This is a genomic window from Halobacillus sp. H74 (assembly GCF_052246715.1).
Lineage (GTDB): Bacteria > Bacillota > Bacilli > Bacillales > Halobacillaceae > Halobacillus > Halobacillus litoralis_A.
On the sequence record NZ_JBQQCI010000009.1, the window covers coordinates 103,058 to 128,245 of the forward strand.

The window sequence follows — 25,188 nt, forward strand, 5'->3', positions numbered from 1 at the left end:
CACCCTTGTTGCACAGTATATGTGCCACTTGTATCGATAACGGCTATCACACCGTCTTCTGATTCACACCAGAAGATTGCTCCAGGTCGTAATTCAAAAACAAATTTGCACCGACTTCCACCGACCGTCAGCTCTCTGTAGCAGGGAAATGTTCTCTACTTCAATCTTTCAACGCACGCATATTCAACTATGTACTATATTTATCATATCCAAAATAAAAAAGCAACAAATTCTGAGGATGGTTATATATCCTATCTTCCCCCGGTGTGTTATAATATTGATGGATTTTTAGGAGGTATTATCATGTCTAATAATAAGAAGAAAGGTCGAAATAAATTGGATTTCCGGTCTCTTTGGCAAGACGAATCCATCCAGAAGAAGACCCGCATCACCTATGATGTCATTTGGAATGTCATCTTATTTTTTATCATCATTGGTGTGGTCGGGCTTTTCTTCGCTGGCGGAGTCGGTGCCGGCTATTTCGCTTCTCTAGTAAAAGACCAGCCGGTCACAAGCGAAAAAGAAATGAAAGAGACGATCTACAATTACGCTGAAACATCCACAATGTATTTTACGGACGAAACAGAAATTGGTGATGTCAGTTCAGACCTATATCGTGAAGAAGTTCAACTAGAACAAGTCAGTGAACATTTGCAGAATGCTGTAATAGCGACAGAAGATGAGAATTTTGGAGAGCACAAAGGTGTTGTTCCTAAAGCGGTTATGAGAGCTGTCGTGCAAGAAGTGACAAACTCAGCTGTCAAAACTGGCGGGAGTACCTTAACTCAACAATTAGTTAAAAATCAAATTTTAACTAATGAAGTTTCTTTTGAACGTAAAGCAAAAGAAATGCTCCTTGCATTAAGAGTAGAAAAATTCTTAGAAAAAGAAGAAATACTTGAGGCATATTTGAACATTGTTCCCTTCGGCAGAAATGCCAACGGACAAAACGTAGCTGGTATCCAGACTGCAGCTCAAGGAATCTTCGGGGTGAATGCAAGTGAATTGAATCTTGCCCAATCAGCATATATCGCGGGACTGCCGCAATCACCATTCGGATATACACCTTTCAACAACGATGGTTCAATTAAAGAGAAAGAAGACCTTGAGGATGGATTGGATCGAATGCATGAAGTCCTCGACCGCATGCTGGAAGCCGAATATATTACACAGGCTGAATACGATGAGGCAATGAAATTCAAGATCAACGAAGAAACCTTAGCAGACCCTAAAGCAACGGCTATCGGGGAGTACCCGGCTATCAACCAGGAAGTACAGAGTAGAGCTAAAGAACACATTAAAGCCTACTTATTGAAAGAAAATGGACATACACAAGAAGATCTGGACAAAGATGAAGCCTTACAGGAAGAATATGCTACCCTCGTGGAACGTGAACTGTCTTCCGGAGGATACAAAATCCACACCACGCTGGATAAAGAAGTCTATGAAGTTATGAATAAGGTCAGAGATTCCTATACTGAAAATAACTGGCCTTGGGGGCAGAAAACAGCCTTCAATGCAGAGGGTGAAGAAATACAAGTAGATACTCCCCTTCAATTAGGCAGTATGGTCATAGAGAATTCAACAGGTAAAATCCATGGCTTTATCGGCGGCTATGACTTTGAAGAAGAATCTATGAACCACGCAACTCAGGCGCGCCGTTCAAACGGTAGTACGATGAAGCCGTTACTCGTTTATGGTCCAAGCTTTGATATGGGGGCTGCACAGCCAGGATCGGTTATAGCAGACGTCCCGTATTATTATAATGTAGGCGGTCAAGTCCGTAACTTCTCGAGAAACCACCGCGGGTTTGTTTCCGCACGGTATGCGTTAGCAAATTCATATAACGTGCCCGCCGTTAAACAATACAATGAAATTAGAAATGAAAACCCAGTGAAGAACTATTTAGTAAAAATGGGCATGGAAGAACATTTAGTTAAAAATGATAAATTTAATGATTATACATCCGAATCCATGGCCATCGGTGGCCTTACGAGAGGTATAACGGTCGAGGAAAACCTGAATGCCTATGCCACTTTCGGCAATATGGGTAAATTCGTTGATGCCTATATGATTGAAAAAATCGAAACAAACGATGGCGAAACCATCTATGAACATGAAGTGAAAGAAACCGAAGTCTACAGCCCTCAGGCAGCCTATTTGACTATTGACGTCATGAGAGATGTTCTGGAATATGGGACAGGCTCAAGGGTGCCAGGTTTACTTGCTAATCGCGGTGTTGATTGGGCAGGTAAAACAGGAACCTCACAATATACAAGAGACTCCTGGTTTGTAGCTACGAACCCGAATGTCACAGTGGGTATGTGGACAGGTTTTGCAGAAGGAAATATGCAGCACTTGAATTACAATGCGAGAACACAAGGCTTATGGGCAGATGTTGTCAATGCAGTGTCTGAGATCAGACCAGAATTAATGGTCCCAAGTGATAACTTCGAGAGCCCTGGAGGCTTGGTGACAAGATCTTATTGCGCAACCTCTGGTCTGCTTGCGTCAGATCTTTGCTCTTCTGTAGGACTAGCAAAGAGCGATATTTATGATGCCGACTATGCGCCAAGCAAAGTCGATGACAGCTTGATAAGCGGCGATTTCGTGAGAGTGAAAGATCAGCTCGTTGTGGCGGGCTCTAACACTCCGAATGAGTTCATTCTTGACGGTGGTGGTGTAACGTTAAGCCCTGAATTCCTTGAAGAGAACGGGTACACAAGCCCGGAAGTTCTAAGAGAGCTCTTACCGAATTCCGGAGCATGGTCAAATGTTGCCCTTCCTTCTACAGGATCTATCGGTTCGACAGCTACATCGATAGATAACGATGGGCAAGCCCCTGCAGCTCCTGGATCTGTTTCAACTAGTGGTTCTTCCATTAGCTGGTCCTCGTCTGCAAGCAGCGATGTCGTAGGTTACCGCGTATATCGCGCTTCCACACCTGGTGGCTCCTATTCTTTAATTGGAAGTACTGTAGAGAATGCCATCAGCTATTCCGGTGGTGAAGGCGTATATGCTGTTAGAGCAGTCGATTACTTTGGACAAACTTCAGCCTTATCAGATCCAGCTACAGTAGGAGACCCGGGTGCTCCTGAACCTGAACCGGAGCCTTCAGAAGATAATAACGCTTCTGACGGAAATTCTGGGTCTAACAATGGCTCAGGGAATGATTCAGGTTCAAATGGGAGTAGTGGTTCAGGAAATGAATCGGATAATGACAGCTCAAATGATGATTCCGGGAGCGATAATTCCGGTGACTCTGGAGACGGATCCGGGGGCGATGGCGGGTCCGGTGATGGCTCTGGAGGCGGGTCCGGCGACGGTGACAGTTCCGGTGATGGCTCTGGAGGCGGATCCGGCGGCGGTAACGGTTCCGGTGATGGCTCTGGAGGCGGATCCGGCGGCGGTAACGGTTCCGGTGATGGCTCTGGAGATGGTTCTGGAGGTGACTCCGATAGCGAAGGTAATAGCTCAGGAGAAAATACTGAAAGTGATTCAAATACAGATGAAGAGTAACAAATTTAAAAACTCCGATCGTTCAACGATCGGAGTTTTATTTTTATCAGAGAATTTAAAATCATATAATTTAATGTATAATGGAGAAAATTGAACCTTTATTACTAATAATCTCTTTCAGGTGGTGACTGAATGAATCATGAAAAAACCTATCATTATGAAGCATTTGACACGGAGCATGGACCAGTGATAGTCGAAGGTCCATTATCTTCTGAAGAGCTTTCCCAATATACATTCAATGAAAAGCTGACTGCTTTCCGTCCAGCTGAAAAACAATTCGAGGCAATCAAGGGGATCGCTGATTTTGAAGAAGGAAGAATAATTATTGCAAGAAACAATGAAGATATCATCGGATATGTCACCTACCTCCATCCAGATCCTCTAGAACGGTGGTCTGAAGGCAACATGGAGGATCTTATTGAACTTGGGGCGATTGAAGTAATCCCTGGTTTTCGCGGATATCGTATCGGTTCACGGCTTTTAGAAGTGACAATGAGAGACGAATACATGGAGAATTACATTATTATATCTACTGAATATTATTGGCACTGGGATTTAAAAGGTACTGGACTGAATATATGGGATTATCGGAGAGTGATGGAAAAGATGATGGCTGCTGGCGGCTTGACCCCTTCTCCTACAGATGATCCAGAAATTATATCCCACCCCGCGAATTGCTTGATGGTTAAAATCGGAAAGCATGTTACAGAATCTTCTATTGAGGAATTTGATAGATTACGCTTTCTAACAAGGCATCAATATCGTGAGACAAGGAGGTAACTGAATGTTAGTTGAAGAAATCATGAAAGATAAAGTCATCACCCTCCCCCCGGATGAAACGATCGGGACGGCACTAAAACTTCTAAATGAACATCACATCCGCCACATCCCCATCATTGATGAAAAAAAACATGTCATTGGTATTGTCTCAGACAGGGATGTAAGAGATGCAAGCCCTTCAATTTTTGAAGAAGATACAGATCCTGAAGAGTTGAAAAACCCTATCAAATCAATTATGACATCTCCTGTTACTACTGTACATCCTTTAGATTTCGTCGAAGAAGTGGCCTCAATTTTCTATGAACAGGAGATTGCCTGTGTCCCTGTCACGAGGAATGAAGTGCTGGTGGGAATAATTACTGAAAAAGATATGCTTTACACCCTGATCCAGTTAACAGGAACCCATGTCCAAAGTTCTCAAATCGAAGTGAAGGTCATCAACAGGCCCGGGATACTGCCACAAGTTACCCAAGTCTTTGGTAAACGTAAAGTGAATATAAGTTCTGTACTTATTTATCCTTATAAACCTGATCCTAAGTATAAAATCATTGTTGTCCGTATTCAGACAATGAACCCGCTCCCGACGATTGAGGATTTAAAATCAGAGGGCTATGAAGTATTGTGGCCAAAAATGCCAGGGATGCTATCATGAGTTGTCATTCAGGTTTTGTTTATTCCAATGATTTTACAAACTACCGCTTTCGTGATGATCACCCTTTCAATCAGATGCGGGTCGTCATGACAAAAGAACTGCTGGATGCTTCTGGTGTTTTAAAGCAGCAACATATGATCAAACCAAGATTGGCCACAGAAGATGAATTGGCGCTAGCACACAGCAAACCTTATATTCAGGCAGTGAAAAAAGCGGGCATGGGGATGCTATCAGAAGAAGAAGGAATGGAATTCGGAATCGGAACAGAAGATACACCAATGTTCAATGGCATGCATGAAGCATCACAGCTGCTCGTAGGAAGCACACTCTCTGCGATTGATGCTGTACTAGAGGGAAAGGTGCAGCATGCATTAAATCTTGGCGGAGGGCTGCATCATGGATTCGAGCGGAAAGCTTCTGGTTTCTGTATCTATAATGATGGAGCGGTAGGCATCAAGTACATTAGAGAAAAATATGACTATAAAGTGCTGTATGTGGACACTGACGCTCACCATGGTGATGGCGTGCAATGGGCTTTTTATGATGACCCGAATGTTTGCACTTTCTCCATTCACGAAACAGGCCGTTATCTATTCCCTGGTACAGGAAATGTGAACGAAAGAGGGCTGAAAGAAGGGTATGGTTATTCATTTAATTTACCTATAGATGCATTTACAGAAGATGAATCTTTTTTACACGTCTATGAATCCGCTTTCAGGGAAATTGTAGAGTTCTTCAAACCGGACGTGATCATTACCCAAAACGGAGCAGATGCTCACTTTTTGGATCCGCTCACACACCTTTGTTCCACTATGAAGATTTATGAGCAAATTCCGCGAATTGCTCATGAGCTCTCCCACCAATACTGTGATGGAAAGTGGATAGCTCTTGGTGGTGGAGGATACGATATCTGGCGTGTCGTCCCACGTGCCTGGTCACAAATTTGGAAAGTGATGGTGGATCAAACTCCTTTTGAAGGGGATTTACCAGAAGAATGGGTTAACAAATGGCAGAAAAAAGCACCTGTGTCATTGGTTACATCATGGGGGGACCCTCCAGATGCTTGTCAGCCGATCCCAAGGCGAAAAGAGATTACAGAAAAGAATGAGAAGCTATTAGAAAAAGCTTTGCAGTTAATCCACAATCAGAAAAAATACAATTCTATGTAAAATAAAAATTATAGCGCTTGGCCCCCCTGTCAAGCTTCACCTAACCATCCAAGTGCATTCTTTACACTTAGAAGCTCGACTAAAATCGCAACAATCCTATTGTAAAAAACGCACATCCCACACTGGTAAGCTAGAACCCTGTGGGAAAAAATAAGAGGGTGGGACAAAACGATAATTGCCACTGGTTAAGACGAACAATAGGGTAGAATGGATTAAATGGAGCGTAGGCAACATACGCAGACTCCTGCGGGAACAGCACGAGGCTTAGGCCGTGCACGCGGAAAGCGAAGTAAGTTGCGGAGCAGCGTATGCATTTATTGTTTCATAAAGAAAACCCGAACAAAAAATTGTTCGGGTTTTCTAGTGGGGAAATTCTATTATCCCAGTCTCTTTTATGGTGTCGAGTTTTCATATTCTGGATCTAAGATTACTATTTCAACTCTTCTATTTTTGCTCCAGTTCTCTTCAGAATTGTTCGGTGCTACAGGTCTGGTTTCTCCATATGCAACAGCGGTAAATCTCTTTGGAGCGAGATTCTCTGTATTCTCTGTTAAATACCTGATGACACTACTGGCCCTGGCTCCGGATAGCTCCCAGTTTGAAGGATATCGGAAAGTTGAAATCTGCCTATTATCTGTATGACCTTCAACCTTTACAAAGTTCGGAATGTTCATCAGCAGGTTACCTACTTTAGATAAAAATGGTTTTGCTCCATCCAAAATCTCGGCTTGACTTGTTTCGAACAATAACTGTTCTTCAAGGACAAGAATAATTCCACGCTCAGATTGAGTAGCTGAAATAATATCGCTGAGATCATTTTCTTTCAAATATTGATCGATCTCTTGTTTCAATTCTTCTAGATTTTCAACTTCTTCTACCCGGTTTTCTTTTTCAGCCATATTGTCCGGGTCTTTGGCTGGTGTTTCAAACTCATTATTCTTTTCACCGTTTTCCTGTATTTTCGTCTGCTCTGTCGGATAATCACTTTCTACTGCAGAAGGATTAAAATCAAAAATCATTCTGTTACGGAACGATTCCGCAATAGCTTCGAATTTAACAAGGTTGATTTGCGACATAGAAAATAAAAGAATGAAAAAAACGAGGACTAAAGTGATCATATCTGCGTATGTAGTCATCCATTTAGGAGCGCCTTTATCGGCTTTCCTCTTTCCTCTAAGCTTCATTGGCGGTCTCTCCTAAGGAATCCTCCTGCTGCTCTTCCTCTACTACTTTCTTATCCTCTTCGGATAAAAATGCACTTAATTTTTCCTCAAGGATTTTAGGATTCTGACCAGACTGTACACCTATAACACCTTCGATAATCACTTGTTTAATAAAAATCTCCCGGTAGGTTTTATTTTCTAATTTCCCAGCTAGAGGTGTAAACACAAGATTAGCTAACAGTGTTCCATAAAATGTCGTTAGCAAAGCTACAGCCATTTGGGGACCTAAAGCTTCAGGGTTGGACAAGCTTTGCAGCATCAGAACTAAACCAATCAGGGTCCCGATCATTCCCCAAGCAGGTGCATACTCTCCAGCCTTTTCAATGATCGCCCGGCCTCTTTGATGACGTTCCTCAACTGCGACGATTTCAGCTTTCATGATGTCGTTGATGACCTCTGGTTCAATGCCATCGACAGCAAGCAAAATACCTTTTTTTATGAAAGGGTCTTCTACTTCTTCCAATTCTGCTTCAAGAGCCAGTAATCCTTCCCTTCTCGCCCTTTCCGATAGAGTGACGAACAAAGTGATCAATTCCCTTAAATTCATCTCGCTTTCCTTGAAAGCCTCTTTAGTAACACGGAAAGTCAACTTCACTTCGCTTACATTAAAGTTAACAAGAATCGCTGCGACCAATCCACCGAGCACGATGATGATCGATGACGCTTGAATAAACGACGTAATGCCTCCGAAACCCGCATTTGCCATGATACCAAACATGACCATGGCAAATCCGACGGTAATTCCTACTGGAGTCAAAATATCTTTTTTTGTCATTCTACTCTCTCCTCAGTTTCGAACAAGTACCTTATACTTACTATATCGGTACTATTTCTGCTGAGTTGAGTTTCTTTCGATAATTCGGTGCGGCAAAATTACGTTCTGTTCTTCTACCTCTTCTTTGTTCATGAACTTCGTTAATAATCTCATGGCTACAGCACCTATATCATACATCGGTTGAACAACCGTGGATAAAGTGGGGCGTACCATTGTCGCCAGTCGTGTATTATCGAAGCCGAAAACTTCGATATCTTCAGGGACACGGATTCCTTTATCTTGAGCACCATGGATAACACCAAGAGCCATCTCATCAGAAGATACGTAAATCGCGGTGGGCTTTTCTTTCATTTCCAGGATTTGATCTAAAGCTTCTAAACCAGAATCATAAGAGTAATCACCCTGTACAATCCAATCTTCTGGTGATTCATGGCCATTATCTTTCATAGCACTTTTAAATCCTGCTATTTTGTCTGTATTGATGATTGTATCTTCAGGTCCTGCCACAAATGCTATACGTTTGTTACCATGATCAATTAATAATTGGGTAGCTTCATAGGAAGCTTCTTTATAATCGATGTTTACAGAAGGTGTTTCTTGGGTTTCATCGACAGTTGCAGCTAGAGCGATCGGCACAGAAGAAGTCTTGAACTCACGGATGTGGTCCTCTGTTATATTACCGCCCATAAAGATAAGACCATCTACTTGTTTGCCAAGCATCGCATTAATCAAGTGAAGTTCTTTATCTTTATTTTGATCTGAGTTGCTTAGGATAATGTTATAGTTATACATCGTTGCAATATCTTCAATTCCTCGAGCAAGTTCAGCAAAGAAAATGCTGGAGATATCAGGGATAATTACTCCCACCGTTGTCGTCTTTTTACTCGCCAATCCACGTGCCACCGCATTCGGGCGGTAACCTAACCGCTCAATCGCATCATGTACCTTTTTTCTTGTTGCGGGTTTTACGTTAGGATTCCCATTTACTACACGGGAAACCGTTGCCATAGAAACGCTTGCCTCTCTCGCTACATCATATATCGTTACATTCATCTTGCATCCTCCTTCGTCAAATCCCATCGTACATATTTATTCAATAAAATAATCATACGACAGATCTTCTGCCTGCGCAATATTCGTCCACTTTCTACCTATTATTGTACCCTTATCATTATAACGAATTGCATTTCTACTGCAAAAAATTGTACTAAAAAATAAGTTAGGCTGGAATTCCAGCCTAACTTATCACAAATAATTTATTTTGTTAACTCTTCCATGAAGGACTGGAACGTCGGTATATCCATTTGCTGTGCCGAATCAGATAAAGCGACAGCTGGATCAGGGTGAACCTCAGCCATAACACCATCGGCTCCGATAGCGATAGCTGCTTTGGCAGCAGGCAGCAATAAGTCTCTTCTGCCTGTAGAGTGGGTCACATCAACCATTACAGGCAAGTGTGTTTCTTGTTTTAAAATCGGTACAGAAGAGATGTCCAACGTGTTTCTAGTCGCTTTTTCATACGTTCGGATTCCACGTTCGCATAGGATGATGTTTTCATTCCCTCGTGAAATGATGTACTCTGCCGCGTTGATGAATTCTGAAATGGTCGCAGACATTCCACGCTTCAATAATACGGGTTTGTTTACTGAACCTGCTGCCTTAAGCAGCTCAAAGTTCTGCATATTCCGGGCTCCGATTTGGATGACATCGAGATATTCCAGAGCTTCTTCCAAATCTGCAGGATTTACAATTTCACTTACCACAGCGAGATCTTGCTCATCCGCTGCTTGTTTCAGCATTTTCAAACCTTCTATCCCCAACCCCTGGAAATCATAAGGAGAAGTCCGTGGTTTGAAAGCTCCTCCACGTAATAGCTTCAGCCCCTGACCTTTGACAGCTTTAGCTACTGTAGAAACTTGCTCATAGCTTTCAACTGAACACGGTCCCATAATGAAATGGGTATTGCCGTCACCTACTCGTTCCCCTTTGATATCTACTACCGTATCTTCCGGCTTCTTCTTCCTTGATACAAGCAAGGCCTTTCGGTGGTCATCTTCTTGGAGCTCTAATGCCGCCTTGAAGATTTCTTTGAATAAGTGAACAACAGTCGAGTCTTCGAATGGTCCATCATTATGCTTCGATAGTTGATCAAGCATCGCTCTTTCCCTTACTGGGTCAAAGCGATTCATCCCTTGATGTTCTTTGATTTGACCAATTTCCTTTACCAGATCACCGCGTTTATTGATTAAATTCAGAAGCTGTAAATTTACATCATCTAATTGGCTGCGCAAGTGGTCAAGTTTTTGATTACTCATTTGTTCGTCCCCCTACAAAGATTTAATGTTAAGATAAATTGTGATACATTTTAGATAATTAGGGACAATTATAGCTAATTTTTTTAATGTTGTCACCCCTAGAGAGAGATTTCATAAATATTTGTAGAAAAAGTTTGATTTATCGGAGGTACATAAGCGAATGAATGAGAAAATTTTCTCCCTTGATATCGGAACACGCTCAATCGTTGGACTCATATTAGAACAAGAAGATGATGATTTCCATCTACTGGATCATTTGACAATAGAGCATCAGGAACGATCGATGCTTGATTTGGCAAATTCACGATATACGCTCGGTAGCAGATATTATTAATAAAGTAAAAGTAGAATTGGAAAAGAAATATGGGCCGTTAAAGAGTGTATGCGTGGCAGCAGCAGGAAGGGCTCTGAAGACTAAACGCTCAAGTATTTCCACATCTATCAAAGATCAGCCCCTAATAGATGATGAAATGGTTTCTCATAACGAATTATCGGCTCTCAAACAAGCACAAGTAGAGTTAGCCAAAGAAACGAATGAAGAGGACCACTTTCATTATTACTGTGTAGGTTATTCAGTATTACATTACTATTTGGATGGTCACCCCATCGGATCACTGATTGATCAGCAGGGATAGGAAACAACAGTTGAAATCATTGCGACGTTCCCTCCTATGGTTATCGTCGAATCACTCCTTTCTCCTTTGCAGCGAGCAGACTTGGAAATGGAAGCTCTGACACTTGAGCCTATCGCCGCAATTCAAGTATTAATTCCTACGTCCACGAGAAGGCTTAATGTTGCGCTTGTAGATAGAGGTGCTGGCACAAGTGATATAGCGATTACTGCAGACGGGACAATATCTGCCTACGGGATGGCCCCCTCTGCCGGAGACGAGATCACTGAAGCTATCAGTGATGAATATTAGCTTGACTTTCCATTAACCGAAAAGGCAAAACGTGAGTTATCTGAAAGGAACGAAGTGTCAATTACAGATATTCTCGGTTTTGAACACAAACTCGAATACGAAGAAGTCATAAACTAAATCCACTCTTCCATTGACCATCTGGCAGAAAGGATTACCCGTGAAATCATTCTATTGAACGGAAAACCACCGAAGGCAGTGATGCTTGTCGGCGGAGGGAGTCAAACACCGGAAATTACCACCTTCATCGCAAAGAAACTTGGGCTCTCAGAAAGCCGTGTCGCTATACGAGGAACGGAAGCCATACAAAACTTAACTCAAAAAGACCAATTGCCTAAAGGCCCATCTTTTGTCACACCATTAGGGATTGCCATTGCCGCCAAGCAAAATCCGATTCAATACTTAAGCCTGAAAGTAAATGATCACACGATACGTCTATTCGATATAAAAACACTTACCCTAGGAGCCAGTTTATTGACAGCTGGAATAGATATAAAAAAATTATACGGTAGACCAGGTCATGCCTCCATTATAGAGGTCAACGGTGTCTCACAAACATTAAAAGGTACATATGGTACTCCTCCCATTATCAAATTAAATGGTGCACAAGCTTCCTTGGATACCCCCATTCACCATGGAGATGTCATTCATGTGGAAAAAGCCCTATCGTCACCGTGAAAGATTTAATCAATCAATTGACACCTTTGAAATTCCATTATGAGGGATGCCTTCACCTGTTAACCGACCCGTGTGTGTTTATTAATGAGCAAATCGCAAATTACGACCAGAAAATCGAAGATCATGACATTATTCATTATTTCCCATTACGTAAAGTGCGGGATTGTAAAGAAGTTTTTTTCAGGTTAGGTGTATGGGAGGAAACCTTCGAGCGTCCGAGTGTTAATATCGATAACCAAAGTTACCCTTTTTCCTTCTAAGGAAGAAACCTTAGTCCTAAATGGCGTACCAGCTCTCGAGGAAGATAGGGTCTCAGACGGGGATCAAATCGAAAGACCGGTTCAGTATCCTTTATCCCTCCTGGAAATATTGAAGTATAATGATATAAACCGTTGGGAGAAGATAAATGTTTTTTTAGAAGAAGAATTAATTACACTTAAAAACATCAGGTATGAGATTTTGAAGAATGATACAACCCTTAGTGAGGGTGATGATATATTCCCTGACGACTTTTTGATGACACAAAAGATCGGAAAACAAGGCTTTATCTTTCAGGATATATTTAAATATGTTGATGTTGATTTGGAGAAGGTACCGCAATCTTTTCAGCTTTATCGAAATGATGAAGAAGTCTCCTTCCATACGGCGATGTTCTCTGGAGACCATCTACGTATTGCGAAAAAAGAAGTCTAGCAGCGTATACTTTAAACCGAGATCGCCTTGAATAGCATCGACAAACTTAAGGACCCCCGTTACGGGAAAACCAACTTCCATTTTGCAAAGAATTTGATGAGTGTACTGGGGAACAGGCTATATACAGCAAAGTATTCCTAAACAAAAAGACACACGCTTATATCGTGTGTCTTTCTATGGTCTCAGTATTATGTTTCATGCCTCTTTTAAGCGTTGGGTTGTAATCGCGCCATGGCTCTCATGCCAAGCAATCTTCCCATTACTAAAATGCAACACTTGCGGGGACTCATGGCGGATACTGAAAACCTCAGCGATATGATTGGCTAACGGCCGACTCTCCTGTACGTAAAGGGTGTAACACGGTACCGTTGCATCTTCACTGAAATGCTCGTACTGCATGTTCGCAGCACCACTGATGGGGCATGTTAAACTATGCTTCAATAAAAAAAACTCAGAATTATTTTCTAAAATACTTTCAAATTCTTCAACTGAGCTGATGACTTCAATTTTCAAAACAGACCCTCCAAAGAAGAAAAATGATGGAGGCAGGAAATGCCTCCATCATTTCTTTAATTATAGATTAGATGATGTCGTTGAATCCTGCTGTTTTTCAAGCTCTTGTGCCGCTTCCTCGATCGCTTCAGCAACTTCCTGAGCTGCTTGTTCAGCTTCATCCTCTTCATTCGTACGGAAGTTCTTCACTTTATCTTTTACTCTTCCACTGAACTCTTGAGATTTTTCAGAAACGTTTTTAGATAGTTGAGAAGAAGATTCTACAGCGCGGTTCTTCCACTCCCCGCTTTTTTCATAAGCGACATCTTTCCATTCGCCTGCTCTTTCTTTCCATTCAGTTGAACTATGGTTGATGTTTTCACGCAATTCACGACCGGATTTCGGAGCATACAATAAGGCTACTGCTGCACCGACCAAGCCGCCGATTAAAGAACCCAGTACAAAATCTCTTCCATTTCCGTTGTTTTGTCCATTGTTCTGTGAATTGTTTTGTTGACTCATAATCAATTCCTCCTTAGGATTTAATATCTTCTTTCTTTGCCTTTTTCCATAAATTGATGGCTACTTGCCCCCACTTCATGGCTTGAGCTGCCGTATCCGTATTTTCGTTAGCGGATTGTGTAAGACCTCTTGATACGGAGCGGATCGATTGATTGAACTCTTGAACAGAATCCCCAATACCTTTGACACCATCGACTAAAGTATTTAGCTTTTGGGATTTGTCGCCAACATCTTCAGCCAATTTATTAGTCTTATTCAAGAGAGCTGTCGTCTCGAGGGTGATGCCTTCCATTTGTTTCTCCACACCTTCAAGAGTGTCAGCAACGTTGTTCATAGTTCGGCGCACGGCCGTCAGTGTCCTCGCCAAGAAAATGACAAGAACAGCAAAAGCCACTGCTGCGATTAATGCAGCAATGTAAAGAATTATAATCATTCCCCCTGCACACTCCTTCTTATGTAATCAACACATTTTAGTTTATACCCTAAAAGGAACATTTCTAAACGTGAAGGTTACTTTAAATGGACATATTCGCTATTATGCCGAAAAATCCCTTTTTATATTTATGTTTTTCTATAATTTCCGAGAAAAAGTGCGGCTTACCACCTTCAAGCCGCACTTCCCTTTATTCATTCTTTTTTTCATAAGCTTCCTGGAATTTCTGGATATCCCCAGCCCCCATAAATAATAAGACACCATCTTTATAAGAGGCTAGTTGTTCTGTATCTTCTAATTGTAAGAGTCTGGATTCCGGTATCAACTCCTGGAGATGATCAATGGTAAGTTTCCCTTCGTTCTCTCTGGCTGAACCGAATATGTCACAAAGGTACACATAATCCGCTTCCTTTAAACTATCCGCAAATTCATGCAAAAATGTTTTTGTCCTCGTAAATGTATGGGGTTGGAAGATTGCAACCACCGGGCGTTCCGGATATTTTTTACGAGCAGAATCAATCGTAGCCGTAATTTCAATCGGGTGATGTGCATAATCATCTACTAAAATTTGATCTTGCCATGTTGTCTCTGTAAACCTACGTTTTACACCTTTGAATGTCGAAAGCTGTTGGATTTCTTCAGGCTTCATATTTTCGTAGTGACAAAGAGCAATTACACTTAATGCATTCAGTACTGTGTGATTACCATATTGAGGAATCGTGAAAGATTCATAGTAATTATTACGGACAAAAACATCGAATGTAGTTCCCTCTGAGCTTTCCTGAATATTTTGTGCTTGAAAATCATTGGTATCAGCTAATCCATAATATAAGACGGGGACGTTTGCCTGAATGTGCTGCAAGTGCTCATCATCACCACATGCGATGATGCCCTTCTTGACTCGTTTCGCCATCTCTTGAAAGGCTTGAAATACATCCTCAATACTTGTGAAATAATCCGGGTGGTCAAAGTCTATATTCGTCATGATGGCATAGTCGGGTTCATAGGAAAGGAAATGACGACGATATTCACACGCTTCAAAAGCGAAGTATTGACCATCTTCATGACCTTTCCCTGTACCATCACCGATTAAAAAGGAGGTCGGGTAATTTTCAGAAAGGACATGAGCTAACAAACCAGTCGTTGAGGTCTTGCCATGAGCACCTGTTACTGCAATGCTTGTATATTTACTTAGCCATTCACCTAAGAATTCATGATATCGGTAAAATGGAAGACCCTGCTCTTTAGCTTCTTTAATTTCTTCATGATCATCACTAAAAGCATTACCAGCGATAATCGTCAATCCTTCTGTAATGTTTTCTTTAGAAAATGGCATAATCTCTATATTTTTAGCTTCTAAAACTTCCTGGGTAAAAAAACGCTTTTCTACATCTGATCCTTGAACCTTCTCACCAGAATCATGGAGAATCTGGGCAAGCGAACTCATTCCTGTTCCTTTGATACCAATAAAATGGTAAGTTGTCATAAACAAGAACCTCCAAAATAAAGTGGGTCACTTTAAGTATAGTATATGTAACATTTCTCAATATGCGATTTAAACTTCAAGTTGTTAAACATCGTGGCTTTTGCATTGCCTTATCTTATCATGGAATACGGCTGAGAAAAAGAATATCATACGATTCAAAAAGCACAAACGAAAAGACGCTCGTGCCTTTTGAAAACATCATTACTCTTCTGATTCTGTATATTCCACATATTCTAAACGAGGGTTGTGTTTATAACGTCTTCCTTCTTTAGCTTCTGGTTCTCCATTGATCAACACGTTATCTCCAGTAAAACCAATGCTGATTTTCAATAAGCTCCCACCGACTCCGTACATATCGACAGGCACTTTTTTCTCTTCAAAAGCACGTATGCGTTCCTTTGTAAAACCACCGCTGACGACGATTTTGACATGCCGAAAACCTTCCTGATCTAAAGCACGTCTTAATGCAAAAATGAGCTCCGGATTGACACCCCTTGGGTCAAATGTCCCCATCAGGTGTTGATTTCTCAAGAAATACTTATCAACCAGGTTACGCGAGGTGTCTAAGCGGACGCCTTTCAGCTCATCCCCGAATTCACGGGCGACTTCAAGCGAGTCGGTTATGACATCGTTATTGTAGTCCACTAGGGCCATCAGTTGATCGTCAGGGAATTGCGCATGGTAAGCTTTGGTTGCAGCAACCACATCCCCTTTGAACATCTGGATCAAGGCATGAGGCATCGTTCCCATTCCTTCTTTCCCCCACCATTCGTTCATTGCATGAGTAGCTTGGGCAGTGGACCCACCGATGAAGGCTGAATAACCATCTCCGGATTGTTGAGTGAAGTGGTCGTCCCTGTCTCCCATAAAAATGATGGGCTTTTGTTTGCCAGAAGAACGGGCAGCCTTTACAACATTATAAACATTCGTAGCCACCGACGTTCTTCTGGCCAGAATCCCATCTATGATGCCTTCTAAAAATCCAAAATATTGATAAGGTCCGGTAATCGTAAGTACAGTTTCATACGGATTGATTCTGTCCCCATCTTTAAGGGAGTAAATCTCCAATTCTGCCGGGTTTTCTGAAAACGTATGGATCAATGCAATCACTTCATCTGTTCCGCACAATACGGCATGATCTTTTTGGAAAAACTGCATTGTCACTATATTATCAGGAAGATGATTCTCAACAATATCACGTGTTTTCAAAAAATAGACAGCAGAAAACCAACCTTCGGCTACCCGCTCATCAAATTTAAATGTTTTATTAGTCAATCGGCTGATTTCGCCATTTAATTTGCGTGCTATTTCCTTCATGTCTTTTCTCCTTAAACATTGAGGTCGTTGTAATTCGAAAATCATTCATAGTCCATCATATAAAATTGTGGACTAATGCACAAGCCTTTCGCCCAATCCGACCTTCTTTACTCCATTAATTCCTGGATTTGCTGCTTGGTCAATAAAACATCCCTCGGCTTGCTTCCTTTCTGCTCTGAGATAATTCCGAAGTCTTCCATTTGATCAATCAAACGTGCAGCCCGATTATAACCTACTTTGAAACGGCGTTGGATAAGAGAAGCACTTGCCCCATTTTGATCCACTACAAACGCTACGGCCTCATCAAATAATACATCAGTATCTTCCTCTGTAGATATTTGCTTCATCAGTTCTTCCTGATGGAACAAATATTGAGGAGGAGCTATTTTCTTTACATAATTAGTCACACGCTCGATTTCATCATCAGATACAAAAGCGCCCTGTATCCTTAGTGGTTGACCTGATCCATTTTCTACAAACAACATATCTCCTTTACCTAGGAGTTTCTCCGCTCCCCCTGAATCAATGATTGTTCTTGAGTCTACTTGTGAAGAAACACTGAAAGCTATCCGTGTCGGGATATTCGCTTTGATCAAGCCTGTTATGACATCTACCGAAGGCCTCTGTGTAGCTAAAAGAAGATGTATGCCACAAGCTCTCGCTTTCTGAGCGATTCGGCAAATCGCATCTTCTACATCTTGTGGTGAAACCATCATTAAATCGGCAAGTTCATCAATGACAATTACTAAGTATGGCATCTTTTCAGTTGCCCGGTTCTGTTTCACCATTTTATCATTATACTTCTCAACATCACGCACGCCTTCTTCAACGAACTTTTCGTAACGTTCCTCCATCTCTTTGACAGCCCACTTCAATGCAGTTGTAGCTGCTTTGACGTCTGTGATGACCGGCGAAACCAAGTGTGGTAAGTCATTATAAGGTGCAAGTTCAACCATTTTAGGATCTATAAGCAGAAACTTCACATCCTCGTGATGGGCTTTATATAATAAACTGATCAAAATAGTATTGATACACACACTTTTTCCAGACCCTGTAGCCCCTGCAATCAAACCGTGAGGCATCTTCTTCAAGTTGGTGACAATCGCATCTCCGCCTATATCCAGCCCTAAACCGACAGACAATGGAGACTTATCCGAGTGAAACGCATCCGCTTCAAAAATCTCTTGGAGACCGACCATTTGCGATTGTTGATTAGGTACCTCTATACCTACTGCCTGTTTACCAGGGATCGGTGCTTCAATGCGGATATCCTTCGCTGCCATGCTTAATTTGATATCATCAGAAAGGTTAGTGATCTTACTTACTTTCACACCAGGTTCCGGCTGAACTTCGAACCTAGTGACAGTGGGTCCTTTCATTGCATTGACAACTTTGGCACGCACATGGAAATGGCGTAGAGTCGTTTCTAATAATTCCATTTGTTGTGTTATCCATGTATCATCATCAGAATTCGGACGTAACGGATCTTCCAGTAAATGAAGGGGGGTTTTATATTCCACCCGCTTCTCAGGAACTGATGCCTCTTCTTTTGTTGGGCTCATTGGTTCCTTATTTTGGTTTTGTTCTTTTTCTGGGGGCCTATGAATACTGTCTTTTTGATTGTCCCTGGTACGTTTATCCCTGGGGGTCATAAGCACATTGAAAGGAACACTTCTCTTTTCTTTTGGCTTGTTTGGTTCTTCAACACTTTTAGAAGGGACCGGGGAGGAATCTTCTTGGACGGGTTCTTCATCTCTTTTAGGCTTCTCCACTTCTTCCTCTTGATGCAGTTCTTCCCTGCCAGTTTCCTTTTCTTCAGGAATAGGTGTTTCTTCAATCTCAACGTTTTCTTCTGTAACTTCTCCAAATGGTTCAGTTTCTTCGTTTGCCTGGTTGCTTCCCTTTATCTCTTCTTCAACTGCTTCTTCCACAACTGGGTCTTCAGTTTCAATAACAGGGGGGAACGTGTGAAATTCTTCCGTATCTTCCTGTTGGTGTTCAGAAACAGTCTCATTTATTGTCTTCTGACTATCCGCAGTTTGAGTATCAACCTCGATGCTTGCTGCTTCCTCCTTGTGAACCTCTTGGTTTACTATTTCATCTTCTGCTATTTCATGGACACTCGGTGTCTCAGCTGTCGTTTTATTCTGTGAAGCAGTTTCTCCCTCTTGAACACGAGCCCTTAAACGTTTTCTCAAATCTTGCCATTGTTTTTCATCATTAGAGTCTGTAAAGAAACCAGGCTTGGACTCTTCTTCAACAGCATATTCCAGTTTTTCCAATCCCTTCGTCATTTGCCTCGCCTGGTAACCATAAATCGGTGAAGGGACATCAGTCGGTGTAAAAGGAACAGAAGACGTTTCCGGTAATTGTTGAGCCTGGCTATCCCCTTGTTTCCGGGATGGCCTTCTCCTTTGTTGTTTTTCCACTTTAGGCAGTTCTTCGGCAGCCTTTTTCCTTCTTGGAGGTCTACTTTCATGCTGTGAGGTATCTTCATTACCATCCTCACTACTCCTGTTCGGTTGGTCCGGTATAACCGGAAAACGGAACTCCCCCTGTTTGGGGTATCTGTAAGTCATCTTAGTTTTGGCATTGACTTCATGTCGTTCTTCTTTTTTTTGTAGCGGTTGCTCTGCTGAATTTTCATCTGGTTCAAACCATTGTTTCATTTTATTTTTTAAGTCTTTCCACATATCGTTCACTCTCTTTTCCAATTTGAATCATACTCTTGGTTAACACTATTTTAACAGGTTTCAACAGGAGTTTGGTTTACAATCCCTTTAAAAATGACTTTTGAATCAAAAAAAGCAAAGCAGTCAGACTGCTTTGCTTAACATCGGGGGATTTAGAATTCAAATGGTTGTCCCGCTTCATAATGATCTTCCAGTACTAAAATCCCCTTTTCCTGAGGAGCATCAGGTAAATTCAACTCTTTGGCTGAACATATCATTCCTGTGGACGGGACACCTCTTAATTTAGCATCTTTGATTTCCATCCCACCAGGCATCACAGCCCCGACTTTTGCTACGACTACTTTTTGGCCTTGTTCAATATTCGGCGCACCACATACAATCTGCAGGGATTCCTCCCCAACATCGACATGACACACACTCAGTTTATCCGCATTTTCATGGGCACCTTTCTCTTTCACATAACCAACCACAAATTTAGGCTCCAGGTCGAAATCCAGGACATCATCCAATTGGTTTTTCGTAAACAAATCACTGATAGGTGCCAGCATTTCTTCAGTCATACGCATTTTTCCTTGTTCTTTCAAGTCGAAATATTTTGAGGCATTAAAGATATTGTATCCTAACAATGACCCATCTCTACGATCAGTGATTTTAACAACATCACCATACTCCTCTTTCTTAAAAGTGTCTTGCTCTCCCTGTTTTATCGGGATAATTAACACGTCACCGACTCCATTGCGGTTATAATACACATCCATTTTCTACTCTTCCTTTCGATCCTTTTTCGGTTTCTTTTGGGCAAGGATGAATATCGGTTCCAATTGCTTGTCTTCATAAAGAAAAGATAAGGAGGTAACAGGAACCGTACCTTCTGCGAAAAATTTCATTGCCATCTGAGCTAATATATCATAACCCTCAGGATTTTGAACGTCCGCAAAAATGATGACATCCTGATGAGGGATGCTGATGGCAAGTTCGCCTTTACATTCAGCTTTCAATTCTTCCAGTACAACTTCATTCAGAATTCGGCTGGCGTCATAACCATCACCCAAGGAGTGAAAATAAAAATCATTCCCATATACGCTGTCCTTTTTCATTTCCACTGGAAGGGAACGTACATTGAACCCTGCCACTTCAGTAATTCTCCCAAGTGTCCAACCTTCTCGTTCAAGCATTTCTTCGTCAATCAATTGATAAGATTTACCGAGATCCAATGCGTAATACACCCTTGTTTCCGCGGTGTGGTCTATATATATAAGTTTTTTGCCTTGTTCTGTTTCTGTAGGGAAAGATGCCGAGCGAATTACAGGAAAGATATGCTGCTCTTTTCCTGTTAAATGATGGGTCTCATTCATCACTCTCAGTGCCTCCTGGACATGATCCTCCAGCTCATCAAGAGCTGCTTCTCCACGAGCCTGGAACTTTGAGATGACGTTAGGCAATGTAATGGTAATTCCTTCACCTGAATCGATCCATTCAATTCTAAAAGTATCTTTATCCCTATTGAAAGTCGTCTTCCATTGATCATTTTTCAGACGATCTTCCAACTTCTTCTTCATTTTAATACTTGTCATTTTCATTCTTTTTCCCCCTTTATGATGGAAGAAAGAAGTTTGTCCTTTTCCTCGTTTCTTCTAACTATACCGTATTCTATTATACACACTATTCTATAGCAGAAAAAGTAAACAAGCTGTGCTTTTCGCACAGCTTGTGTTTATTTGCTCACTTTTGTAAGAAACGTTTCTATTTCTTCTTTTGTTTTTCTTTCTTTACTAACAAATCGTCCTACTTCTTCTCCATCATTAAAAGCAAGAAAACTAGGAATTCCGAAGACATCATTTTCCGCACATACGTGTATGAATTGGTCCCGATCGACATAGACGAATGTCCAATCAGAATAATCCTCTTCTAATTCAGGAATGAAAGGTTCAATCACCCTGCAATCCGGACACCAATCAGCTGAGAATAAAAGTATAACGGATTCATTTTCAATAAGATTTTTCAATTGATGATCTGATTCTAAAGTAATCATGTGCTGCACCTCCAGAAATTATTTTAGCACAGGTTCAATCATATTCAATCCTCATGTCTCCAGGTTGAATCCATCCTTTGCGTCTGAACCAATAAGCAAAAATATAACTGATGACAGCGGGTCCGATGAAATGGAGAAACAGAATAGTAATGACGATTCCCCATGAAAAACCCATAGATTCAAAGGTCATAATTTGGCCAACAAATCCACTTGTCCCCATTCCTGCTCCTGCTGCATTATTCTGAAGGGATAGCCAGACTGTAGCCACAGGAGCCAGAATCGCCCCTGCAATAGTAGGCGGTAATATAATGAGTGGTTTTTTGACCACATTCGCCACTTGAAGCATAGAAGTTCCTACACCTTGTGCTAAAGCCCCCCCGAATCCGTTATCTCGATAGCTGATCGTTGCAAAACCGACCATTTGGGCAGCACACCCTACTGTAGCTGCTCCGGCCGCTATTCCATCCAAGGAAAGCATCAAGGCAATCGCTAAACTTGAAATCGGGGCTGTCAAAGCAAGCCCCATCAATACAGCCACCAATACCCCCATCAAAAATGGCTGCTGTTGAGTAGACCAATTGATGACTTCACCGATACCTGTCATTAATTGACCAATCGGTGCCCCGAGCAATACTCCGACGGTATAGCCTACAATAATCGTAGCAAATGGCGTCAAAATAATATCTATTTTAGTTTCCTTGCTCACTATTTTTCCGAATTCCGTTGCTAGCAAAGCCGCAATATAACTACCGGCTGGACCGCCTAATTCAGCTCCTGAAGCTCCACTGAATAAGGCTGCGAATATGACAAGAGGTGGTGCTTTCAGACCGTACGCGATAGCGGCGCCAATAGCTCCCCCCCAAATTTTCGTATCCATGGCTAAAGTACCCATTTCAATGAATGATTCTGAAACCAACCATAAACTAGTCTGTTCTCCAATCGTCTTGATTATTAAACCGATGATAAGAGAAGAGAATAACCCAAGTGCCATGTAGCTTAAAGCAGTGATTAGATAGGCTTGAAACGATATATGTACGCCTTTTCTTTTTAAAAATTCCCTCATTATTTTCCCTCCCATACCTTACCGCACTCCATCTTACACTCAAATCATACATGTGTAAATACATTATTCAAAAGTGGCATATCATGAGTCTAAAAGCCCATAACACTTTCGGTATCTCCTATTGTTTTACTAGACAAAAAGTTCTATAATAAATCAGTATATAAAGAAATTTGTGAATTTTTCAGAGGAGGGGTCGAATGAAATCGATCAGAGGTCGGGTTCGTTTTATTTTAATCGTATCATTATTAGGTTTACTTGTTATTATTGGTTTTTCTACTTACTTCTTTCAAAAACAGGCAATTATAGCAGACAAAAGCCACCACATCCAACAATCTTTAGCAGACAGTGAAGAAATTAAATACTTGATGACCGCCACTATCCTTGAGCAACAAGGGTTTTTCAATAATCCTGACAAGGAGAAGGCAGAGTCCATCCAAGCTGCTATTGACCGGGTTGAAAAGGCTTCAGCAGATTACACCCAAAAGTACAGCAGCTACCCTGAAATTGGAGACCAATTCAATAAAATTAATGAACAAGCTCAACTTTACATAGAAGAATTAGGGCCGTTAGTAAATATGTACAAACTTGTCGGCTTTTCTGATGAAGAAGGGATGTACAAATTCATTAATTCTTCATACAAAGAATTTAATAATGTAATCGCTGAAGTCGAAAGCCCTCCTTTGCAAAGCGCTTTGCTGCAATTGAAAGTAGCTGAACAAGAATACATAAACGATTCAAATGCAGAAAACCTCTCCTCTTTTAAAGCAAGTGCCAAAGAATTCAGAAATACAACTGGTTCTCTCGATTTGACTAGTGAACAGACAGCCACTCTAAATAGGACCTTATTAAAATACGAACAAACCATCAATTCAATGGACAGTACATTCAACCAGGCATTGACAATTAAATCTTCCTTTGAATCCATTGCTTCAGAAGTTTCAAATCAGGTTAACCAGGTTATGGTGGCTGCTGAAGAAATCAATGGAACAATATTAGAAGAACAGCAGAGTCAACAACAATGGATCACCATTTTGCTTGCCATACTGGGTGGTGTCGTCCTTCTTATTACTCTGCTTACCGGTTTCTTTCTTATTCGTTCCATTTCAAAATCCATCGACAGCCTTAAAACAAGTGCTACGATTATCGGGGATGGAAATCTATCTCACCGCGTCAATTTAAATTCAAATGATGAAATGGCAGAACTCGGAGGACAATTCAACCATATGGCTGACCGTATGGAGCAATCTGTTCGGAAAGTCCTGCAAGCGACCGGGGTTCTGAATTCATCATCAGAACAACTCGCAGATATTTCTGATCAGACCTCTAATCAAGCACAAGAAGTCAACGATGCCATCAACCAGGTAGCCACCGGTTCCCAAGAACAAGCACAAAAAATTGACGAGACCAATCAATTCATCTACGAGGTATCCGAAGCCATCACTCACACAAAACAATCTACTGAAGAGATTGAAGTGAAGTTAGGGGAAGCCAGATCAGAAGGCAAAGAAGGCTTAAGGACTGTTGCAGATCTAGAGCATACCTCTAACGCTTTTATAGAACTTGCCTCTCATATGGCGAACGAAGTACAAACTGCTTCCAAGCAGTCCAAAGAAGTAAATAAAGTAGTGGCCACCATTGAGGATATAGCAGATAACACAGATCTCCTTGCATTGAATGCGGCCATTGAATCTGCCCGTGCAGGGGAAGCAGGTAAAGGATTTGCAGTTGTTGCAGATGAAGTGAGAAAATTAGCTGAACGTTCAAAAAATGAAGCTCGAAGCATTCAAAAAATGGTATCAAACATGGCTCAGCAAATGTCTGCACTTTCAACAGAAGCAGAAAAATTCAACCATTACCAAACTTCCCAGGATGAAGCCGTCACTCATACAAAAGAAGCTTTCAACCGAATCGCCAACCATGTTCAATTTATGAATGAGCAAATCATACAAGTGAAAGATGCTGTACATGGCGTTGATAAAGTGAATGACGAGGTAAAAGAAAGGCTCCATAGTATTAGTGTCATATCAGAAGAAGCTGTAGCTACTGCAGAAGAAGTCGCCGCATCAAGTGAAAATCAGTTACTATCCATCGAACAAGTTCACGAGTCTGCTACTGGCCTCCAAGGGTTGTCCCAAGAGCTTTCGGCTGAAATCAGTCAATTTACGATTAAAGAACAAGCAGAAGATATAGGGGGTTTGGATGAGGATGAGGATGAGGATGAAGAAGATAAGAATGACAGTGAAGAAACCCAACTGCATTCACTAATTGTTGAAGATAACCACTTACCAGAAGAGGATCAAGGTGAATTTGATTCTGCTGATGAGCAATTGAAAATCGAAGAAACAACTAAAGAAGACAAGTTATCTTCCTGATACCACCCCCCTCCTCATAGAGAGGCCGCTGAAGAACTGCAACTTTTGAGTTAG

The 25,188-nt window shown here is 41.4% G+C and carries 24 protein-coding genes and 1 other annotated feature (1 of these 25 running past the window's edge); of the genes, 10 read left to right on the forward strand and 14 right to left on the reverse strand.

The features are described 5' to 3' along the window. Positions 1 to 181, reverse strand: a binding site (T-box leader); it reaches 27 nt to the left of the window's first position. 122 nt (positions 182 to 303) lie between these two features. The 4 genes from ACTWPX_RS18065 (at position 304) to ACTWPX_RS18080 (ending at position 6,120) form a co-directional block, all read left to right on the forward strand. Continuing rightward, positions 304 to 3,519, forward strand: a complete 3,216-nt coding sequence (locus ACTWPX_RS18065) for a transglycosylase domain-containing protein (protein ID WP_443120931.1) — start codon at positions 304 to 306, stop codon at positions 3,517 to 3,519. Positions 3,520 to 3,651: 132 nt separating this feature from the next. Further along, positions 3,652 to 4,299, forward strand: coding sequence for a GNAT family N-acetyltransferase (locus ACTWPX_RS18070; protein WP_443120932.1), 648 nt, complete (start codon positions 3,652 to 3,654; stop codon positions 4,297 to 4,299). A 4-nt stretch (positions 4,300 to 4,303) separates the two neighbouring features. Continuing rightward, the gene (locus ACTWPX_RS18075) at positions 4,304 to 4,951 is read left to right on the forward strand and encodes an acetoin utilization AcuB family protein (protein ID WP_443120933.1); all 648 of its coding nucleotides are present in this window, start codon (positions 4,304 to 4,306) and stop codon (positions 4,949 to 4,951) included. Next, positions 4,948 to 6,120 carry an acetoin utilization protein AcuC gene (locus ACTWPX_RS18080; RefSeq protein WP_443120934.1) on the forward strand — a complete coding sequence of 391 codons (1,173 nt, stop codon included), beginning with the start codon at positions 4,948 to 4,950 and terminating at the stop codon, positions 6,118 to 6,120. The genes ACTWPX_RS18075 and ACTWPX_RS18080 overlap by 4 nt, the downstream gene beginning before the upstream one ends. A gap of 392 nt (positions 6,121 to 6,512) precedes the next feature. Here ACTWPX_RS18080 and motS read toward each other — a convergent pair whose 3' ends face one another. From motS to ACTWPX_RS18100, 4 genes are all read right to left on the reverse strand, one after another. After that, positions 6,513 to 7,304, reverse strand: a complete 792-nt coding sequence (gene motS / locus ACTWPX_RS18085; RefSeq protein ID WP_443120935.1) for a flagellar motor protein MotS — start codon at positions 7,302 to 7,304, stop codon at positions 6,513 to 6,515. Further along, the gene (gene motP, locus ACTWPX_RS18090; protein ID WP_443120936.1) at positions 7,294 to 8,118 is read right to left on the reverse strand and encodes a flagellar motor protein MotP; all 825 of its coding nucleotides are present in this window, start codon (positions 8,116 to 8,118) and stop codon (positions 7,294 to 7,296) included. Before motP ends, motS begins: the two co-directional genes overlap by 11 nt. Before the next feature lie 51 nt (positions 8,119 to 8,169). After that, on the reverse strand, positions 8,170 to 9,171 hold the full coding sequence (gene ccpA, locus ACTWPX_RS18095; protein WP_443120937.1) for a catabolite control protein A: 1,002 nt from the start codon (positions 9,169 to 9,171) through the stop codon (positions 8,170 to 8,172). A gap of 203 nt (positions 9,172 to 9,374) precedes the next feature. Continuing rightward, positions 9,375 to 10,433 (reverse strand): bifunctional 3-deoxy-7-phosphoheptulonate synthase/chorismate mutase, encoded by a 1,059-nt coding sequence (locus ACTWPX_RS18100; protein WP_128526188.1) that lies wholly within the window; start codon positions 10,431 to 10,433, stop codon positions 9,375 to 9,377. Positions 10,434 to 10,593: 160 nt separating this feature from the next. Between ACTWPX_RS18100 and ACTWPX_RS18105 the strand changes: the two genes are divergently transcribed. The 5 genes from ACTWPX_RS18105 to ACTWPX_RS18125 all read left to right on the forward strand — a co-directional run bounded on the left by ACTWPX_RS18105 (position 10,594) and on the right by ACTWPX_RS18125 (position 12,724). Beyond that, positions 10,594 to 10,767: a hypothetical protein gene (locus ACTWPX_RS18105; RefSeq protein ID WP_443120938.1), complete on the forward strand. Its 174-nt coding sequence runs from the start codon at positions 10,594 to 10,596 to the stop codon at positions 10,765 to 10,767. Positions 10,768 to 10,819: 52 nt separating this feature from the next. Further along, the gene (locus tag ACTWPX_RS18110) at positions 10,820 to 11,068 is read left to right on the forward strand and encodes a hypothetical protein (RefSeq protein WP_443120939.1); all 249 of its coding nucleotides are present in this window, start codon (positions 10,820 to 10,822) and stop codon (positions 11,066 to 11,068) included. A gap of 36 nt (positions 11,069 to 11,104) precedes the next feature. Continuing rightward, complete coding sequence (locus ACTWPX_RS18115; protein WP_443120940.1) at positions 11,105 to 11,356, forward strand: hypothetical protein; 252 nt, start codon at positions 11,105 to 11,107, stop codon at positions 11,354 to 11,356. A gap of 171 nt (positions 11,357 to 11,527) precedes the next feature. Next, complete coding sequence (locus ACTWPX_RS18120; protein ID WP_443120941.1) at positions 11,528 to 12,031, forward strand: hypothetical protein; 504 nt, start codon at positions 11,528 to 11,530, stop codon at positions 12,029 to 12,031. A 219-nt stretch (positions 12,032 to 12,250) separates the two neighbouring features. Next, a complete protein-coding gene (locus tag ACTWPX_RS18125) occupies positions 12,251 to 12,724 on the forward strand; it encodes a hypothetical protein (RefSeq protein ID WP_443120942.1) in 474 nt (157 codons plus the stop codon). Positions 12,725 to 12,919: 195 nt separating this feature from the next. Here ACTWPX_RS18125 and ytxJ read toward each other — a convergent pair whose 3' ends face one another. The 10 genes from ytxJ to ACTWPX_RS18175 form a co-directional block, all read right to left on the reverse strand. Next, positions 12,920 to 13,237 carry a bacillithiol system redox-active protein YtxJ gene (ytxJ, locus tag ACTWPX_RS18130; RefSeq protein WP_443120943.1) on the reverse strand — a complete coding sequence of 106 codons (318 nt, stop codon included), beginning with the start codon at positions 13,235 to 13,237 and terminating at the stop codon, positions 12,920 to 12,922. Positions 13,238 to 13,297: 60 nt separating this feature from the next. Then, positions 13,298 to 13,738 carry a YtxH domain-containing protein gene (locus tag ACTWPX_RS18135; protein ID WP_128526185.1) on the reverse strand — a complete coding sequence of 147 codons (441 nt, stop codon included), beginning with the start codon at positions 13,736 to 13,738 and terminating at the stop codon, positions 13,298 to 13,300. 13 nt (positions 13,739 to 13,751) lie between these two features. Beyond that, on the reverse strand, positions 13,752 to 14,171 hold the full coding sequence (locus ACTWPX_RS18140; protein ID WP_128526184.1) for a DUF948 domain-containing protein: 420 nt from the start codon (positions 14,169 to 14,171) through the stop codon (positions 13,752 to 13,754). Between the two features lie 190 nt (positions 14,172 to 14,361). Beyond that, entirely contained in the window at positions 14,362 to 15,657 is a 1,296-nt protein-coding gene (gene murC, locus ACTWPX_RS18145) for a UDP-N-acetylmuramate--L-alanine ligase (protein WP_443120944.1), read from the reverse strand. A gap of 201 nt (positions 15,658 to 15,858) precedes the next feature. Beyond that, a complete protein-coding gene (locus ACTWPX_RS18150) occupies positions 15,859 to 16,974 on the reverse strand; it encodes a nicotinate phosphoribosyltransferase (protein WP_443120945.1) in 1,116 nt (371 codons plus the stop codon). Positions 16,975 to 17,081: 107 nt separating this feature from the next. Further along, a complete protein-coding gene (locus ACTWPX_RS18155; RefSeq protein ID WP_443120946.1) occupies positions 17,082 to 19,667 on the reverse strand; it encodes a DNA translocase FtsK in 2,586 nt (861 codons plus the stop codon). A gap of 152 nt (positions 19,668 to 19,819) precedes the next feature. Beyond that, complete coding sequence (ytpR, locus tag ACTWPX_RS18160; RefSeq protein ID WP_443120947.1) at positions 19,820 to 20,425, reverse strand: YtpR family tRNA-binding protein; 606 nt, start codon at positions 20,423 to 20,425, stop codon at positions 19,820 to 19,822. 3 nt (positions 20,426 to 20,428) lie between these two features. Further along, a complete protein-coding gene (locus tag ACTWPX_RS18165; RefSeq protein ID WP_443120948.1) occupies positions 20,429 to 21,247 on the reverse strand; it encodes a DUF1444 domain-containing protein in 819 nt (272 codons plus the stop codon). Positions 21,248 to 21,381: 134 nt separating this feature from the next. Next, the gene (locus ACTWPX_RS18170; RefSeq protein ID WP_128526178.1) at positions 21,382 to 21,699 is read right to left on the reverse strand and encodes a thioredoxin family protein; all 318 of its coding nucleotides are present in this window, start codon (positions 21,697 to 21,699) and stop codon (positions 21,382 to 21,384) included. 34 nt (positions 21,700 to 21,733) lie between these two features. Further along, positions 21,734 to 22,762, reverse strand: a complete 1,029-nt coding sequence (locus ACTWPX_RS18175; RefSeq protein ID WP_443120949.1) for a PTS transporter subunit IIC — start codon at positions 22,760 to 22,762, stop codon at positions 21,734 to 21,736. A gap of 197 nt (positions 22,763 to 22,959) precedes the next feature. On the opposite strand from ACTWPX_RS18175, the gene ACTWPX_RS18180 reads away from it, so the two are divergent. Next, complete coding sequence (locus ACTWPX_RS18180) at positions 22,960 to 25,134, forward strand: methyl-accepting chemotaxis protein (protein WP_443120950.1); 2,175 nt, start codon at positions 22,960 to 22,962, stop codon at positions 25,132 to 25,134. The last annotated feature ends 54 nt before the right edge of the window (positions 25,135 to 25,188 follow it).